This window comes from Natronomonas sp. CBA1123, from assembly GCF_009741925.1.
Classification (GTDB): domain Archaea; phylum Halobacteriota; class Halobacteria; order Halobacteriales; family Haloarculaceae; genus Natronomonas.
In genome coordinates this window covers 1-16,466 of the sequence record NZ_WPCC01000034.1, presented here as the reverse complement: position 1 = coordinate 16,466, position 16,466 = coordinate 1, and the positions used below count along the sequence as shown (strand labels likewise).

Annotated in this window: 19 protein-coding genes and 1 pseudogene; 10 read left to right on the top strand and 10 right to left on the bottom strand. The window is 64.3% G+C overall.

What is annotated here, in order from left to right; genetic code table 11:
* Window positions 1-93 precede the first annotated feature (93 nt).
* A complete protein-coding gene (locus GJ631_RS13650; protein WP_156709688.1) occupies window positions 94-1,245 on the top strand; it encodes an LEA type 2 family protein in 1,152 nt (383 codons plus the stop codon).
* A gap of 16 nt (window positions 1,246-1,261) precedes the next feature.
* Here GJ631_RS13650 and GJ631_RS13645 read toward each other — a convergent pair whose 3' ends face one another.
* Entirely contained in the window at window positions 1,262-2,296 is a 1,035-nt protein-coding gene (locus GJ631_RS13645; RefSeq protein ID WP_156709687.1) for a phosphate uptake regulator PhoU, read from the bottom strand.
* 106 nt (window positions 2,297-2,402) lie between these two features.
* A complete protein-coding gene (locus GJ631_RS13640) occupies window positions 2,403-3,437 on the bottom strand; it encodes an NAD(P)/FAD-dependent oxidoreductase (protein ID WP_156709686.1) in 1,035 nt (344 codons plus the stop codon).
* 120 nt (window positions 3,438-3,557) lie between these two features.
* On the opposite strand from GJ631_RS13640, the gene GJ631_RS13635 reads away from it, so the two are divergent.
* Together GJ631_RS13635 and GJ631_RS13630 are read left to right on the top strand one after the other, a co-directional pair.
* Entirely contained in the window at window positions 3,558-3,902 is a 345-nt protein-coding gene (locus GJ631_RS13635; RefSeq protein ID WP_156709685.1) for a glutaredoxin, read from the top strand.
* A gap of 126 nt (window positions 3,903-4,028) precedes the next feature.
* Entirely contained in the window at window positions 4,029-4,676 is a 648-nt protein-coding gene (locus GJ631_RS13630) for a hypothetical protein (RefSeq protein WP_156709684.1), read from the top strand.
* Window positions 4,677-4,739: 63 nt separating this feature from the next.
* Here GJ631_RS13630 and GJ631_RS13625 read toward each other — a convergent pair whose 3' ends face one another.
* Window positions 4,740-4,949: a hypothetical protein gene (locus tag GJ631_RS13625; protein WP_156709683.1), complete on the bottom strand. Its 210-nt coding sequence runs from the start codon at window positions 4,947-4,949 to the stop codon at window positions 4,740-4,742.
* A gap of 157 nt (window positions 4,950-5,106) precedes the next feature.
* Between GJ631_RS13625 and GJ631_RS13620 the strand changes: the two genes are divergently transcribed.
* Window positions 5,107-6,075, top strand: a complete 969-nt coding sequence (locus GJ631_RS13620; protein WP_156709682.1) for a phosphoadenosine phosphosulfate reductase family protein — start codon at window positions 5,107-5,109, stop codon at window positions 6,073-6,075.
* A 314-nt stretch (window positions 6,076-6,389) separates the two neighbouring features.
* Here the strand turns inward: GJ631_RS13620 and GJ631_RS18690 are convergent, their stop codons facing one another.
* From GJ631_RS18690 to GJ631_RS13610, 3 genes are all read right to left on the bottom strand, one after another.
* Entirely contained in the window at window positions 6,390-6,533 is a 144-nt protein-coding gene (locus tag GJ631_RS18690; RefSeq protein WP_178916507.1) for a hypothetical protein, read from the bottom strand.
* A 47-nt stretch (window positions 6,534-6,580) separates the two neighbouring features.
* Window positions 6,581-7,576 carry an alcohol dehydrogenase catalytic domain-containing protein gene (locus tag GJ631_RS13615; protein WP_156709681.1) on the bottom strand — a complete coding sequence of 332 codons (996 nt, stop codon included), beginning with the start codon at window positions 7,574-7,576 and terminating at the stop codon, window positions 6,581-6,583.
* Between the two features lie 67 nt (window positions 7,577-7,643).
* Window positions 7,644-7,841: a DUF5800 family protein gene (locus GJ631_RS13610; RefSeq protein WP_156709680.1), complete on the bottom strand. Its 198-nt coding sequence runs from the start codon at window positions 7,839-7,841 to the stop codon at window positions 7,644-7,646.
* 180 nt (window positions 7,842-8,021) lie between these two features.
* Between GJ631_RS13610 and GJ631_RS13605 the strand changes: the two genes are divergently transcribed.
* The 3 genes from GJ631_RS13605 to GJ631_RS13595 are packed head-to-tail and all read left to right on the top strand — an operon-like array spanning window position 8,022 to window position 10,756.
* Window positions 8,022-9,233 (top strand): polymer-forming cytoskeletal protein, encoded by a 1,212-nt coding sequence (locus tag GJ631_RS13605; RefSeq protein ID WP_156709679.1) that lies wholly within the window; start codon window positions 8,022-8,024, stop codon window positions 9,231-9,233.
* Window positions 9,234-9,275: 42 nt separating this feature from the next.
* Window positions 9,276-9,527, top strand: a complete 252-nt coding sequence (locus GJ631_RS13600; RefSeq protein ID WP_156709678.1) for a hypothetical protein — start codon at window positions 9,276-9,278, stop codon at window positions 9,525-9,527.
* A gap of 47 nt (window positions 9,528-9,574) precedes the next feature.
* Window positions 9,575-10,756 carry a redox-regulated ATPase YchF gene (locus tag GJ631_RS13595; RefSeq protein ID WP_156709677.1) on the top strand — a complete coding sequence of 394 codons (1,182 nt, stop codon included), beginning with the start codon at window positions 9,575-9,577 and terminating at the stop codon, window positions 10,754-10,756.
* Here GJ631_RS13595 and GJ631_RS13590 read toward each other — a convergent pair whose 3' ends face one another.
* Both GJ631_RS13590 and GJ631_RS13585 read right to left on the bottom strand, forming a co-directional pair.
* Window positions 10,757-11,605, bottom strand: a complete 849-nt coding sequence (locus GJ631_RS13590; RefSeq protein WP_156709676.1) for a UbiA family prenyltransferase — start codon at window positions 11,603-11,605, stop codon at window positions 10,757-10,759.
* A gap of 80 nt (window positions 11,606-11,685) precedes the next feature.
* On the bottom strand, window positions 11,686-12,807 hold the full coding sequence (locus GJ631_RS13585; protein WP_156709675.1) for a pyridoxal phosphate-dependent aminotransferase: 1,122 nt from the start codon (window positions 12,805-12,807) through the stop codon (window positions 11,686-11,688).
* Between the two features lie 234 nt (window positions 12,808-13,041).
* Between GJ631_RS13585 and GJ631_RS13580 the strand changes: the two genes are divergently transcribed.
* The 3 genes and pseudogenes from GJ631_RS13580 (at window position 13,042) to GJ631_RS13570 (ending at window position 15,646) form a co-directional block, all read left to right on the top strand.
* Window positions 13,042-14,064, top strand: a complete 1,023-nt coding sequence (locus GJ631_RS13580; protein WP_156709674.1) for an ABC transporter substrate-binding protein — start codon at window positions 13,042-13,044, stop codon at window positions 14,062-14,064.
* Between the two features lie 19 nt (window positions 14,065-14,083).
* Window positions 14,084-14,890 carry an ABC transporter permease gene (locus GJ631_RS13575; RefSeq protein WP_156709673.1) on the top strand — a complete coding sequence of 269 codons (807 nt, stop codon included), beginning with the start codon at window positions 14,084-14,086 and terminating at the stop codon, window positions 14,888-14,890.
* Window positions 14,881-15,646 (top strand): annotated as a pseudogene (locus GJ631_RS13570) (ABC transporter ATP-binding protein). The gene GJ631_RS13575 and the pseudogene GJ631_RS13570 overlap by 10 nt, the downstream one beginning before the upstream one ends.
* On the opposite strand, the gene GJ631_RS18685 reads toward GJ631_RS13570, so the two are convergent.
* Together GJ631_RS18685 and GJ631_RS13565 are read right to left on the bottom strand one after the other, a co-directional pair.
* Window positions 15,633-15,779, bottom strand: coding sequence for a hypothetical protein (locus GJ631_RS18685; RefSeq protein ID WP_197425068.1), 147 nt, complete (start codon window positions 15,777-15,779; stop codon window positions 15,633-15,635). The pseudogene GJ631_RS13570 and the gene GJ631_RS18685 sit on opposite strands and share 14 nt — an antisense overlap.
* Before the next feature lie 219 nt (window positions 15,780-15,998).
* Window positions 15,999-16,466, bottom strand: a 468-nt coding sequence (locus GJ631_RS13565) for an AAA family ATPase (protein ID WP_156709672.1), incomplete at its 5' end; no start/stop codon positions are given.

The following is a 16,466-nucleotide window of genomic DNA, read 5'->3' as shown; positions in this document are numbered from 1 at the left end:
CCCACGCCTACGGCACTGCGATTATAAATCCCGACGGTCTCCGCCGGAACCAGGCCACAGCCTATTTGCTTTCTCGGCGCATCGGCCCGACAAATGGCGTCCGGCATTCTCGCGTTCGGCAAACTGAAAATCGCTGCCGCGGTTCTCGGCGTCGTCGTCGCGTTGCTCGTCGGCGCGGTCGCACTCGGCGCCGTCGGCGCCCCGACCGTCGAGGGCGTCGACAACCGGTTCGGCGACGTGACCGACGAGACAACGATTATCCACACCGACCTCGTCGTGAACAACCCCAACCCCATCGACATCCAACTCGGCAACACGACCATCAACTACACCGTCGGGATGAACGGCGTGCCGATAGCCGAGGGCAACCGGACGGGTGTCGACCTCGAACAGGGCAACTCGACGCTGGCCTTCCAGACGGCGATGGACAACGAACAGATTCCGCCGTGGTGGCGGACCCACGTCGAGAACGGCGAGCGGACCGTCGTCACCATCAACGCGACGGTCCAAACGTCGATACTCGGCGAACGGCAGTTCGACATCACACAGGAGCGGGAGGTCGAGACGGACCTCATCGGGCAGTTCAACTCCGAGGAGACGCGGCCGGTGAACGCCGACGACCCGCCGCCGGTCATGTCGAACCCGGTGTTGTACGTCAACCGGACCAGCGCCGACTGGGGGACCGTCACCCGCGAGGAGACGCCTATCGACATGGCGTTCCAGTTGTACAACCCCCAAACTTTCCCGTACACGATTTCGGAGCTCGGCTACGAGATAACGATGAACGGCGTGTTGGTCGGGGAGGGCCAAACCGAGGACATCGCTGCCATTCCGCCCGGGGCGACCGAGACGGTTCGGACCGACGCTGCCATCATCAACGGGAACCTCGACGAGTGGTGGGTCACGCACCTCCAGAACGACCAGCGCACGCAACTCAAAATCGAGTTCTACGCGGTGGTCTCCGGCGAGGAACTCGTCTCCGACGTTCGCGTCCCGCTGGACGAACTCACCTACAGGGAGACTATCGAGACGGACATCTTCGGCAACAAGAACGCGAGTACGGCACCGAACGGGAGCCAGTCGACGCCAACGCCAACACCGAGTGACGGCACACCGACGCCCGCGACGACGCCGACACCCACCGATGACGGTGTCCTCGAGACGCCCACCCCGGTGACGGAGGAGCCGGCAACGGAATCGGAGACGGCAACGCCGACGGAAACCGACGACGGAATCGGTATCTAACCGCAGGACCGCTTTCTTACTGAATCGTGACGTGTTCGCTCTCCTCGTTGAGCGCGAGGTTCGTCGCGATTTCGGCGTTTCGAACGGCGTACTGGGCGGTCTGACCGAGACTGACGAGTACCTCACGAACCCGGAGGAGGTCCTCGTTGGGCATCTCGTCGAGGTCGTTGAGAATCTCTATCTCGCGGTTGCGGACCTCGGCGAACTTCTCTCGGGTCTCGATGGCCATGTCGTAGTCGCGTTCGACGGCGGCACGGACGCCGAGTTCGGTGATTTCGTTCACCTGGTCGGTGAACTCCCGGATGCGGCGCATCGTGCTGTCCTCGACGTTGAGGCTGTGGCCCTCGGTTTCGAGGACGATTTCGGCGATGTCCTCGGCGTTGTCGGCGGTGAGTTCGAGGTTCTTCGCGATGGAGCGGTAGCCGATGAGCGGAAAGCCCGAATCGAGGCCGACCGCACGCGCGAGATTGGGGTTTTGATACGCCGTGAAGATGAGGCGAAGCAGCAGGACGAAAATCTTGTTCGCCTGTCGCTCGCGGTTGAGCGCCCGCTGGGCGAGGTCGGGGTTGCCGTGGGCGAGTGCCTTGATGGCCTCGTTTCGCATCGTCGACCCGGTCGACTCCAACCGTTCGAGGAGGTTGTCGAGGGTGAAGTCCTCGGGGTCGACCGAACAGCGGATGGCGATTCGTTCCGGGGTCTCCTCGATGACGCCGAGTCCCATCAACTGCGTTTCGGCGTTGTAGACGGCGTTGATTTGGGCCGAATCCAGCGTGCCGCCCTCCTCGACTTCGACGTGGATGATACGCCGACCGAGGACGTACTGGGCGACGATGGCGCGCTCGACGGCGTCGGCGTCGAGGTTCTGTGCGTGGATGACGGCCTCGCTTTCCTCCTGTTGGACGGACTCGGGCATCACCGTGAGCGTTCCCTTCGAACCCATCCGCAGCGACACCTCGTCGCCTTTCTCGACGTCCTGTTTCTTCGCCCACTCCGCGGGCAACGTCATCGCCAGCGTCGACGGCCCCAGTCGCTGTACCTTACGCGTTTCCATATCTACCCCTCGCGCTCCGAAGTATTAATACTCACTATATGGGCACCAACTGAACGACAAAACATTATATTGTGAAACGATACCGTTCGACAGGAAGAACGCGAACTCAGTCGTCGCTGGCGGTGGCCTGTTTTTCGATACCCGGCCAACTCTCGTGGTTGCGGGCCTTCTCGCGGAGCCGTTCGGAGCTCCCCGGCACGTCGGCTTCGGTGACCGCTCCCTGGGCTTCGATTTCTTCGACGGACCGCGGGAACTTCCGGAGGTCGTAGTGGTTACCGATGCCACAGCGGGCGCCCTCGCCCATCGCGGTCGGAATCTGGTTGTGTCCGGGCGTCACGTCGCCGACGGCGAAGACGCCGTCGACGTTCGTCCGACCGTGGTCGTCGACGGCGATGGTGCCGTCGTCGTTCAACTCGACGCCGAGTGATTCCGCGAGGTCGGTGTTGTAGTTCGAGCCGTACATCGGGAAGCCGCCACGGTACTCCCGGTAACTCCCGTCCTCGAACTCGAAGCCCTCCAGCCAGCCGTCCTCGCGTTTCTCCATCCCCGTAATCTCCTCGTGGATGACCTCGACGGGGTGGTTTTCGAGCATCGTCGCGGTCTCCTCGGACCACTCCGGCTCCTCGCCGCGGGTCAGGAGGTCCACGTCGGGCGTGAAGTTGAGCATAATCATCGCTACGTAGGCCGCCGAATCGCCCGTTCCCATCACGTAGACGGGCTGGTCGACGAACATGTAGGCGTCACAGTGCAGACACCAGTGCAGTCCCTTGCCGGTTCGGGGCAGCGGCGGGTCCGGCCGCTCGTCGGAGAAACCCGTCGCGAGGACGACGTGGTCGGTCGTCACCTCGATGTTACCGGCGGTGACGTGGTAGCCCTCGTCGGTCGGTTCGATATCGGTGACGAAGTCCTGGAAGTAGTCGGCGCCGTAGGACTGTACCTGCTCGGTCGCCGTCGCGAGGAACTCGTTGCCCGAAACGTCCTCCGTGACGCCGATGACGTTGTGGGTGTCGAGCATCATCGCCGCCCGGCCGCCACCGCGGTTGATGATTGCGGTGTCGTGGCCGAGTCGTGTCGTGTACAACGCCGCCGTCAACCCGGCGGGTCCACCGCCGACGACCGTCACTTGGTAGTGGTCCGTCATTGAAATCCAGTAGCCGTCCCATCGGCTTAACTCCCGGGTCGGTTGTGTCGTGTCGATACATCTCTCCGAAAGGGGGGGCGACGACACAACGGCTTTCCGAGACCGGCCCTTACACCGGGTATGTCGTTCGAAATAGACGAAGGGCTTCCACAGGCAGAGGTCGACGAACTGGTCGACGAAGTCATCGAGAACAACGAGGTCGTCCTGTTCATGAAGGGGACGGCGATGGCACCGCAGTGTGGCTACTCCGAGAAGGCACTCAACCACATCCGCCGACACCGCGAGGACGTGGAGTATGTCGACGTGTTGACCTCGATTGACGAGTTCCGGGCCGCCCTGGAGCGACACAGCGGCTGGACGACGACGCCGCAGGCCTACGTCGACGGCGAGTTCGTCGGCGGGAGCGACGTGTTGGAGGAACTCGACGAACGAGGGGAGTTGGCGGCGACGCTGAACGCCGAATGATTCCGCTCGCGGAAACCGTGGTAATGCGGCACATGCGGAAGGACAGGTGATATAAGTGAGGAACCCTTACGTTCAACCGGACCACTCGCGTCAGGGGCGCTCTGCCCCCTGTGGGACAGGGATACTATGACCAGCCGCGTTTACAGACTTCACTCGACCCTGGAACTGAAACTAGACGACGTTCACGAGTTCTTCGACGAGTACGACCTACCCGTCGAAATCGAGGACGTCGAAGTAACCAGACGGAACAATACGCTCATCGTGAGCGCCGTCGCCGCCGAAGACAACATCTCCAAGTACACGCCAACCGCTCAACTGAAGGCGAGCGTGACGGAGAACCGTCTCTACGAGACGGAAGACGGATGGCAGGAGACGCCTCCGGACCCACAGAACGGGGCAGCCGGTGGCAGCGATGACGACGACGATGACGGCCCCCAGTGGGGAAGCTTCGGAAGCGGCGGCCAGATGCAGGAAGAGGAAGTCGAGATAAACTCCAAACTCGTCGAGTACGCCTGCTTCAAGGGCGACCGCGAGACCGTCCTGCAGAACACCGCCCTACAGTACCCGATGTTCGAGGTACTGTGTGACCTCGCGAAGTTCGCCGAGAAGGGAACGCTCACCGCCATCGCGGCGGTCGACGAGGAACTCGAGGCGACACGCATCGTCGATGGCGAGGAGCGTTCGGCGAGCATCGAAGTCATCGACGACCCACGGGAACGGGACGCCGAAAACACCGTCAACTGGCGCGACAACAAGTTCATCAGCGACGACTGAACACTTCTCCGTTACGTATTCGATTGCGACAGTTCATAGCGGTCGGTCCGTCCGGAACGGGAATTATCGCGGCTCCCACGTTCCGCCACACGTCCCACACGTGACCTCCCCGCCACCGAAGGCGTTAATGGACATCTCCTGTCGACATTCCGTACACAGTGCTGCCCCACAGCCAGTACACTCGTAGCCCTCGGCGCTCGACCGAGACAGCACGGCGGTAAGTCCGCTCGGTTTCGGTTCGAGTTCGACACCGCAGTTCCGACACTCGGGCATCGTCGGACATACGGACACCTCCCGGAAGTGGCTTCTGGCAGTATCACCTGGAACTAGCAATTGTTGCTGGTTTCTCCAACGGAGCGTCAACGCTCGACGCTACACTGGCCGAACCCAAAAGACCCTTTACGCTTCTAATGAGATGTAATTACACGTTATGAGCGAATTCCCGGAGTACGTCGACGTTGATTACACCGACGGCGAAGGCGAAGACCCCGAGGACTACCCGAGCATTCAGGACAAAATCGAGAAGGCCATCGAGGTCGTCAAGACGGGGCTCGAAGAGTACGAGAACCCCGCCATCATGTGGACCGGTGGGAAGGACTCGACGCTCACGCTGTACTTCGTGAAGGAGGTCGCCGAGCAGTACGGCTACGACCTCCCGCCGGCGGTGTTCATCGACCACTACCAGCACTTCGACGAGCTGCTCGACTTCGTCGACCGCTGGGCCGAGGAGTGGGACCTCGAGGTCATCTTCGCGCGAAACGAGGACATCGGCGCCTACGTCGAGGAACACGACCTCACGCCGGGCGACGACATCCCCATCGAGGACCTCGACGAGAACAATCAACACCACGTCCGGAACATCCTCGAATACGAGGAGGACACGTTCCCGTTCCTGCTGGACACCTACGTCGGCAACCACCTGCTGAAGACCGTCGCGCTGAACAGCGCCCTCGAAGAACACGACATCGACGGCATCATCTCGGGCATCCGCTGGGACGAACAGGAAGCCCGCGCCGACGAGACGTTCTTCTCGCCGCGACACGACCCCGACATCTACCCGCCCCACGACCGCATCCAGCCGATTCTGCAGTTCGACGAGGCCGACGTGTGGGACGCCTTCTGGTTCTACGTCGTCCCCGAGACGGTTCCCGAATTCCCCGACGACGGCTACGTCCCGCAGGACTACGACGACCTGCCGAACGACCTCACACATGCCGACATCCCCGTCTCGCCGAAGTACTTCGCCGGCTTCCGCTCGCTCGGCAGCGAGATTTCGACGGAGAAATCGGACGAAGAGCCCGCGTGGCTGCAGGACCTCGACAACACCACCGAGCGCGCCGGCCGCGCACAGGACAAAGAGGACCTGATGGAGCGCCTTCGGGACCTCGGCTACATGTAAGACGGGCCGATTCGGTAACCCTGCGTTCTATCCGCTTTCGCTCCGCCACGAGAATCGTTGTGCGGTCGTAACCGGACAGCGGTCACAGAAGCGACTGGAGGAACAGCCACGCGAGCCAACAGAGGGCGGCGAGTATCAAGACGAGAAGGACGACCAGTGCGACGAGATGACGCTTAACTGTCGTCCCGGTGCCGCCAGCCATGGAGCCTGTTAGCTGGCTTGACATAAAACTGAGTGGGGTACGCAACCGGCGCGTAACGCTACTGGAGAAGACGGGTCCCTTCGAGTATCCGGTGTCCGTCGTTCTGCAGCGACTACAGCACCGAGAAGATGACGTACGGCACTCCGAACAGCAGCAGCGTCATCGCCAACAGAATCAGTCCGTAGGCGGCGAACGTGCCCGCTGCCGTGAGCCACGCGTCGTGGCTGTAGGTCTCTTTGAGTTCAGCGGTGTCCATGTCCGCCGATTCGAGCGCGTTCCCTTAGGTGTACCGCTACCGACCGATTAGGGGACGACCACGGCCCGCCCCTCGATGTCACCCGATTCGAGGCGCTCGAACGTCTCGGGGAGGTCTCCGAGGGAGACTTCCTCGACGGTCGTCTCGAGTCGTCCCTGTCGGGCGAGGTCCAGTACCGTCCGCAACTCCTCGGGTGTGCCCCACTGGACAGTTCGGTAGGTCACCTCGCTACCGACCAGTGGGTTCCACGAGAAGTCGATGGCGCCGCCGCCGATGCCGGCCAACACGAGGTGGCCATCGGGACCGAGGACGTTGCTGCCCCACTGGAGGGTCTCGTCGACGCCGACGAAATCCACGACCGCGTCGACCTCTCCGCCCGCAGCAGTACGTATCTCTCGGGGCACTGACCCGGAGGTATCGACAGTCGCGTCCGCACCGAGCGTTTCGGCGCGGTCGAGCGCCGCCGAATCGCGGTCGACCGCGACCGTCCGATAGCCGGAGAGTTGAGCGAGTTGGACGCCGAACTCGCCCAAGCCACCGATGCCGAGAACCGCCACGCTGTCGCCGAGTTCGAGGTCGGCCTTCCGGAGCGCCCGGTAGGCGGTGAGGGCGGCGTCGGTCAGCGGGGCGGCCCCGATTGGGTCCAGTCCTTCCAGCGGAATGCAGTACTCCGCGGTCGGCACGCGGAGGTACTCCGCGTAACCGCCGTCGTTGCCGATGCCGAGCCAGTTCGTCAGGTTACACAACTGGTCGTCGCCGCGGGCACAGACGGGGCAGTCCCGACACCCCCACCCGCCGAACACCGCTACATCGGTGCCGACATCGAGCGCCACGCCCTCGCCGGTTTCGGCGACGGTCCCAGCGACTTCGTGGCCGAGCGTCCGCGGTTCGACCAGCGGCAAATCGCCGTCCATGACGTGCAAATCGGAGTGACAGACGCCGCAGGCGGCGACCTCGACGAGTACCTCACCAGGGCCTACTTCGGGTTTCGGAACGTCTTCGATGCGCAGTCCGTCGTTAGGGTAGAAACGCGCCGCGTGCATGGGTCGAGACGACGTGGTACTCCCAAAGCGTTTGGGGTACTGACAGGTTCGGCGGTCGCCGGGGCGGTCAGTTCAGAATATCCTGGATTCGTCGGGGCTCCCCGGAGAGGGCGGGGTCGTCCTCGATGAGCTGCAGCACCTCGTGGTCGGTCACGTCGGGGTAGTCCTTCCGGGTCGCCTCCTCGATGAGGTCCTTGTCGAGTCGGAATTCGGTGCCTTCGTAGATAACTTCGACACCCTGTTCGTCGAACGAGAGAACGGTCATACACCGGGTTGGCGACTGAACGGTTTAAGGGCCACGAGAACGCGACGAGGTTTCCCCTCCCCGTCGCATGGGGTCGCGCGCTGTGGCGCACCGACGGCCCCGACGGGAGTACACGCTCATCTGACAAATGTCTGCCGGCCGTCTGACGCCCGAGGAGGTTTTAATAGCCGTGCCACGCAGATGTACACCGTGCTTGGTTCGGACCCGCTGGAAGAACTCGCCGTGCCCGACGGCACCCACGTCCAAGAGCACGACCTCGTCACGGACGGGGACGTGCTCGTCGGCGGCCAGAGCGTCGTCGAGTTGGGCGTCCGCGGCGGGACCGTCATCGCCGGCGAGCGGGTCCGATTCGGCGGCGACATCGAGGCCGACGGCGACTGCCGACTCGACATGTGGTGTGAGGTCGACGGCAACGTCCTCGTCGGCAACAACGCCTACCTCGGCGAGCGGGTCCACATCACCGGCCAACTCATCGTCTCCGGTGACCTCGACGCCGGCGACGACGTGGACATCGAGGAGGGATTCGAGGCCAACGGCTGGATTGTCATCCGCAACCCGATGCCGACCATCGTCTTCCTGTTCGTCTACCTCTCGCAGTTGCTCCGCATCGGCGAGGAGGAGGCCGCAGAGGAGGTCGCAGACGAATTCCTGACCGAAGAGCGAGAGGCCGACCCCGTACTCATACCGCGCGGTGCGCGCGTCTCCGACGACGCCTGGCGCGTCTCGACGCCGGCGAGTATCGGCGACGACTGCCGACTCCACGGGAACATCCGCGCGACGTCCATCGAGGTCGGCACCGACACCGAGGTGTTCGGCAGCCTCCGGGCGAAAGACGACATCCGGGTTGGCGAAGGGACCGTCGTCCACGGAGACGTGACGACGAAAGGCGGCGACGTGGTCATCGAACCCGGAGCGTCCGTCCGCGGCGACATCTCCTGTGAGGACTGTGAACTCTCGGAGGCCGCCGACGTCGACGGCGCGATTCGCGCCCGCGGCGAAATGAGCTTCAACAAGGCGCCGGCGGCCGACGCGGAGCAGTCGGCGGAACCGGAGCCGGAACGAACCGACGGGGATGCCGTGGAGGCGACGACCGAAGAAGAGACGACCGAGGGAGACGGCTTCGAGTGGGCGGATACTGCGGATACCGAAACTGCCGAATCGGAGTCCGAGCAAGCGGACGACGCCGAACCGACCCCCGCAATCGTCCCGCTCGGCGAGGGAACGCTCCCCGAACCCGACCCGACGGCGGCCATCGTCCCGGCCGAGGAAAGTGACCTCGACTGGGAGTCGGTCGGCGACGGACAGACCCCCGGGAACGCAAAGAACGGGACGCAGGATTCTGATGACGACGATGGTATCTCGGGTGTCATCGCCGAAGCCGAAGACGCTTAGTGAGCCACAACGTCTTTTTCGACGCATACTGAACGCCGGCGTATGGCAACGGGCCCCTCCACCCAACCCGACGACACGTTTACGACCATCGTAGCGCTCGCCGTTGCCGGCTTCGTTGCGGCCGTCGGGACGGCGTTTCTCGTCTCCGGGGCGTACGACGTGTGGGTCTACGCCGCCGGCGAGGCCCACACCGCCGTCCCTGCACCCGTCGCGTACTTCGGCGAGATGCTCCTCTCGCTGGCGGTCGGTTGGGCGTTCGTTCTCGGCGGCGTCCGGTTCGCGACCGCCTACTGAACGGCGAAGACCGAAAGGCAATTCGGCCCGCTCGCCGGAGATGGGGCATGCTCTCGGTCGCGCTCGCCGGCAAGCCCAACGCCGGCAAATCGACGTTCTACAAGGCCGCAACCATGGCCGATGTCGACGTGGGGAACTACCCCTTCACCACAATCGACGCCAACCGCGGCGTCAGCCACGTCCGGACGCGCTGTCCCTGTCTCGACCTCGACTCCCGGTGTGGCAACGACAACTGCCATGACGGCAAACGGTACGTTCCAATCGAGTTACTCGACGTGGCCGGCCTCGTTCCCGGCGCCCACGAGGGGAAGGGCCTCGGAAACCAGTTCCTCGACGAGTTGACCAACGCCGACGCCATCCTCAACGTCGTCGACGCCTCCGGCGGCACCAACGCCGAGGGCGAACCCGTCGAGGTCGGTAGCTACGACCCCGTCGACGACGTTGAGTTCATCGAGGAGGAGATGGACCTCTGGATTGCCGGCATCATCGACCGCAACTGGGAGACGGTCGAACGGCAGTCCCGGTCACCGGAGTTCGACTTCGAGGAGGCGCTCACCGAGATGCTCACCGGCGTCGGTGCCAGCGAGTACGACGTGATGGGCGTCCTGCGGGCGATGGAGTACTCCGCCGACCCCTTCGCATGGGAGGACAGCGACCGCGAGGAACTCGCTCGCCGCATTCGGGAGCGAACAAAACCCATCGTCGTCGTCGCCAACAAGGCCGACATCGCCCCCGAGGGCAACGTCGAGCGACTGAAGGAGGCCGCCGACCGCGTCGTCCCCTGTACCGCCGAGGGCGAACTCGCCCTCCGACAGGCCGTCGAGGCGGGGGTCGTCGACTACGACCCCGGCGACGAGGACTTCGAGATTACTGGTGACCTCTCGGATGCCCAAGCCGAGGGGCTGGAGCGAATCAGAGGCGTCATGAGCGAGTTCGGCGGCACCGGCCTGCAAGATGCGCTCGACGAAGTGGTGTACGAGTTGCTGGACCGCATCACCGTCTATCCGGTCCAGAACGACACGAAGTGGACCGACGGGCAGGGCAACGTCCTCCCCGACGCCTTCCTGCTCGCGACGGGAGCGACGCCGAAGGACCTCGCCTTCGCCGTCCACTCCGACATCGGGGAGGGGTATCTCCACGCCGTCGACGCCCGCGAGAGCCGCCGTATCGGCGAAGACCACGAGTTATCGGAGGGTGACGTCATCAAAATCGTCTCGACGGCGAAATAACTACCCGAGCCACACCGCAGCCACCAGCACCGCGAGGAAGAGATACGACCCCCGAATCAGAAGTTTCGTCGCCAGACTAGCGTCCTCGCCGGCCCGCCACGCGAAGGCCGCGACGACGGCGAAGACGACGGGTGCGAAGACGCTGGCCGGCGGGAACACGCCGAGGACGGCGAGTGCGACGACGACTACCATCCCGACGGCCATCAGGCCGTAGGCGAACAAACGCGCGCGGCGCCGCCCTAACACGACCGCGACGGTTCGCTTGCCGATGGAGCGGTCGTACTCGTAGTCCTTGGCGTCGTCGATGGTCTTGATGCCCGAAAGGACGAGGAGGAAGACGACGGCGAAGGCGACGACGGCGGTCGTGAGGGTTGTCGCCTGCACGTAGTAGCCACCCAGCAGTGCGAAGGCGATGCCGGCGGGGTAGCCGGCGGTCGCACCGACCGGATTGAGGTCGAGTTGTGGCGCGTGGAGGTAGCCGATGACCCACCCCGGAAGGGTCAGCAGGGCGGCCCACACGTCGACGAGCAGGCCGATGGCGAGGAGACAGGTGAAGAAGACGGTCGACGCGCCCGCCAGCGCGAATCGGCACCCCGACGCTGTCAGCGGGTGGTCGTCGTCCTCGCCGCGGCCGTGGAAGTCGACGTAGCCGTCCTTGATGTGTGCCGTATAGAGGGCGGCGAAGGCGGCGACGAGATGGAGGGCCAGCAGGGTCACGTCCAGTCGTCCGGACAGCACCGCGCCGAACGCCGAGGCGGCCACCGGCGGCAGCATGAACACCGGATGAATCTGGGAGGCCAACGCCCCAACGTCGGCCCGCAGCCCAGTGCCGTGCCGTGCGATTTCCATACGTGGTGTACGGTAGCGAGTCTCATTACTCTACTCCCGTCGGCAGGCTGTCGGGGGTTCGTCTCCGGGGTCGGCGGCTGCTACCGGAGTGCCTCGGTCGCTTCCCGCATGATGTCGAGGGCTTCCTCCAGCGTCTCCACGCTCGCCGCATACGAGATGCGGGCGTGGCCGGCGCCCCCCTCGCCGAAGGCCTCGCCGGGAACGACGACGACGCCGCGGTCGATTACCTCGTCGACCCACCCCTCGGGCACCCGGGGCATCACGTAGAAGGCACCCTTCGGCGTCGGCACGTCCAGTCCCATCGATTCGAGTTCCTCGACGACCAAGTCCCGGCGCTCCTCGAAAGCCTCTCGCATCTCGACGGTGTGGTCCTGTGGGCCGGTCAGGGCGGCCTCGGCGGCGTACTGACTCGGCGCGGCGGCACAGGCCTGTCCGTACTGGTGGGCCCGGAGCATCCGCTCGATGCGCTCGGAGGCGCCGGTCACCCACCCCAACCGCCAGCCGGTCATCGAGTACGCCTTCGAGCAGGCGTTGACGACGACGACGTTGCCGGAGTCGGTAAACGACAGCGGCGAGTGGTGGTCGCCGTCGAAGACGAACGGTTCGTACACCTCGTCGGAGATACACAGCACGTCGTGTTCCTCGGCGATGCGGGCGAAGGCGCGCATATCGGCCTCGCTTTGGACCGCCCCCGTCGGGTTGGCGGGGCTGTTGACGACGAAGGCCGCGGTGTCGTCGGTGATGGCGTCCTCGACTGCTTCGGGCGCCATCGTGAGGTCCTCGCGAAGTTCGACCGGACGTGGCTCCCCGCCTGCGATGTGTGTTAGCGCCTCGTAGGAGACGAATCCCGGGTCGGGGTAGATGACTTCGTCGCCCGAATCGACGTGGGCCTCCATGGCGATGTGGAGCGCCTCGCTGCCCCCGGCGGTGGCGATGATGTCCTCGGGGTCGACCGAGAAGCCGTTGTCGCGGTCGTGTTTCGCGGCGATGGCCTCCCGCAACTCGAGGGTTCCCTTGTTCGAAGTGTAGGCGTCGACCTCCCCGGATTCGATAGCCTCGATTGCTGCCTGCCGGGCATGGTCGGGCGTCGGGAAGTCGGGTTGTCCCAAGCCGAGATTGATGGCGTCCTCGCCGGCCGCCTCGAACACCTCGCGGATACCGCTGATGGACACTTTCTCGATGCGCGATGAGAACTCCGTCATGGCAGATACGGCGTCCGCTGGGGGGTTAATTCTGCTGGATGTCGTCGGAATCGGGTGTGTTCTTCACGCACTTTGCGGGTTATGTTGCCGACATATGGGACAGCCATGCTCCCGAACCGAAGCCGAAAACCGACATACGGTAGTCGATTTTTACCATCTGACTCGCTGTCAACGAGGGAGGCCCAAATTACCCGCACCTTGTCGGGGATAAACCGGCCACCCATATGGCCTCCAATGACCGAGTACGACTTCGCGCTCTCGAGGCGTTCGTATCTGGCCGGCACCGGCGCCGCCGCGACGGCGGGGCTTGCTGGCTGTCTTGGCTCCGGCGACGACGGCACCGAAGCACTGTCCGTCGCGTACATGCCCATCTTCCCCGACCTGCAGTACTTCGTGATGGACGAACAGGGGTACTTCGACGAGATTAGTGCCGAAATCAACGGCCAGGAGTTCACCGACGGGCCGGCTATCATCCAGGCCTACGGCGGCGGCGAAATCGATATCGCGATGTTCGGCATCGTTCCGTCGATGATAGTCATCGACCGCGGTATCCCCGCGAAGGTGACTGCCGCGAACATCAAAGAGCCGATGGCGGTGATGGTCCACGACGACCTCCGGGCGATGTGGGACGAACACGGCGCCGACGCCTTCGCCGTCTGGGAAGACGAGAAGGGCGAACCGTTCCGCTTCGGAACGTTCCCACAGGGGTCGGTACCGGACGTGTTGCTCCGGTATTGGCTCTCCGAGGAGGTGGGCGTCGACCCCGAGTCGGCGGTCGAAATAATCGAAATCGGCGGTGCAAACGCCGTGTTCCAGGCCATCGTCAACGACGAAGTCGACGGCACGTCCATCATGGAACCGGTTCCGACCCGTGTCGACGGCACGGATTCGCCGGTCGGCACCTTCCGGACGGCCGCCGAAATCATGCCGGGACAACCCGCCGCCGTCACGCTCATGAGCGACGAAGTCCGGGATTCGGAACGCGCGGGGGAGTTCCTCGAACAACACGTCCGCGCGACGGAGTTCATCCAGGCCAACCCCGGAGAGACGGCCGACATCGTCGAGAGCGGCATCGGCATGGACGCAGACCTCGCCCGGCAGGCGCTGGACGGTCCGCTTTCGAACTTCGTCACCGACCCGCGGGAAATCGAAAACGGGGCCGACATCTTCTCTCGGTTCGCAAACGAGAACGGCCAGATAGACCAGCGACTGTCGCGCGAGCAGATATTCGACTACGGCGTCTACGACTCGCTCTGAAACCATGGAGGGACGATAGATGGCGACCGACATCCGACGGGAACTCGAAGACGTGACCGAGAGTGCCGACCTCCCGCTGTCGAGTGTCGACGCTCGCGGTACCCTGTTGGGTATCCTCGGCGTCGCCGGGTTCCTCGCGCTCTGGCACGTCGCCTCGCTGTTCCAGCCGTCGTACGTGTTGCCCTCGCCGCTGGCGGTCGGCGAGACGTTCCGCGCGGAGGCCGAAAGCGGCGAGATGCTCGTCGCGTTGGGACAGAGCATGCGTCACTGGCTACCGGGAGCTATCGTCGGAACCACGCTCGGCGTCGCTGCCGGCGTGGCCTTCGGGTGGAGTCGCCTCCTCGATGACCTCTCGGCACCGGTCGTCCGCCTTCTCCGACCCGTCCCGCCGCTTGCGCTCATCGGCTTCGCCATCGCGTGGTTCGGCATCGGCGATACGGGCGCGGCGTTCATCATCGCCGTCGGCGCGTTCTGGATAAACTTCTACGCCGCCTACGGTGGCGTCGAAGGGGTCTCCGAGGATTTGCTCGATGTCGCCCGAAGTCTCGGCGTCGAAGGCGACCTCGAGTTGGTCCGGTCGGTCGTCATTCCGGCGGCCTCCCCCGAGATACTCACCGGTGTCCGGACGGGACTGGGCCGGTGTTGGATGCTCGTCGTCGCCTCCGAAATCTTCGGCGTTCCGGGCATCGGGCGGCGCATTCTGCGCGCCGGCCAGAACCTGCAGGTTGACGTGGTCATCGCCTACATCCTCGTGTTGAGCCTGATGTTCCTGCTCGTCGACGTGGCGTTCCGTGCGGTCCAACGGAGGGTTCTGGCGTGGCGCTGAACGACCCCACCGGGAGACAGGTCAGCGTCGACGCCGTCTCGAAACAGTACGCCGGCAAGGGTGGTCCGGTAGACGCCCTCTCACAGGTATCCTTCGGCGTCGAGGACGGCGAGTTCGTCTGTATCGTCGGGCCCTCCGGCTGTGGGAAGACGACGCTGTTTCGCATCATCGCCGGACTCGAGGAACCGACCGACGGGTCGGTCCGGTTGCGCGGCGAGCGGGTCGCGGGACCGACCGCCGATATGGGCGTCGTCTTCCAGGAGTACCACCTCTTCCCGTGGCGGACCGTCCGGGGCAACGTCGCCTTCGGCCTGGAGAAGGGGGGGCGTTTCGGCGGCCGAGCGGCGCGAGCGCGTCGATTCCCTCGTCGACCTCGTCGGACTGGAGGGGTTCGCCGATAGCTATCCGAAAGAACTCTCCGGTGGAATGAAACAGCGGGTCGCCATCGCACGGGCGCTCGCGACCGACCCCAGCCTCCTGTTGATGGACGAGCCGTTCGGGGCCGTCGACGCACAGACTCGCGAAATGCTGCAGAACGAACTGCTCGATATCTGGGAGCAGACCGGCAAGACGGTGCTGTTCGTCACACACGACGTCGAGGAGGCGGTGAAACTCGCCGACAGAGTCGTCGTGATGGCGAAGGAACCGGGTCGCATCCGGGACGTCATCGAGGTCGACCTTCCGCGCCCCCGGTCGCGGTCCGACGCCGACTTCGGCGCCTACTACGAGCGCGTGCTGGGACTCATTCGCGAGTAGCGTTCCGCAACTCCTCGATGTGCTTTTTGAGTCGTCGTAGCGTCGCGTCCGCGTCGGCGTAGCCCTGTTCGTACTCTTCGTAGGTCGAATCGGCCTGTTCGAGGAACGCCTCGACTGCGTCGCTGTCGGTCATGCGTTCGTCTCTGCGCTCAGGACGGAAAAATCACCGCAACCGAACTGTCGTGGCGGCCGCAGGCCGCCACGCACAGGACCAAGGCCCGACCGTAGGTCCCGCGAACGAAGTGAGCGGGAGCGTTGGAAGACGACCGAAAGGAGTCTTCCTGAGGGAGGGCCGCCGTGTCTTTTTCATGAACGTTTTTGCCGGTCGTCCCTGGCGACCGTGCAAAAAGTTTCAGGCGAACGTCTTCGAGACTTCGTCGCTTTCCTCTTCGGTCTGTTTGATTTTCTCCCAGGCGTCGAGGAAGTCCTGCATCCACACTTCCTTGCGGTCATCGCGGATGGCGAACATGCCGGCCTCGGTGGTGATGGCCTTCACGTCGGCGCCGGAGGCCTCCTCGGTCTCCTCGGCGAGTTCCGCGAAGTCGACCTCGTCGGCGACGTTCATATCACGGGTGTGAATCTGGAAGATGAGTTCCCGACCTTCGGCGTCGGGTTTGGGCACTTCGATGAGGCGGTCGAAGCGGCCGGGGGCCGGAGGATGGCGCGGGTCGAGCATGTCGAAGCGGTTCGTCGCCGCGATAATCGAAATCTGGCCGCGGTCCTCGAAGCCGTCCATCTCGGAGAGGAGTTGCATCATCGTCCGCTGGACCTCGGCGTCGCCGGAGGTCTTGGAGTCGGTCCGTTTCGCGGCGATGGCGTC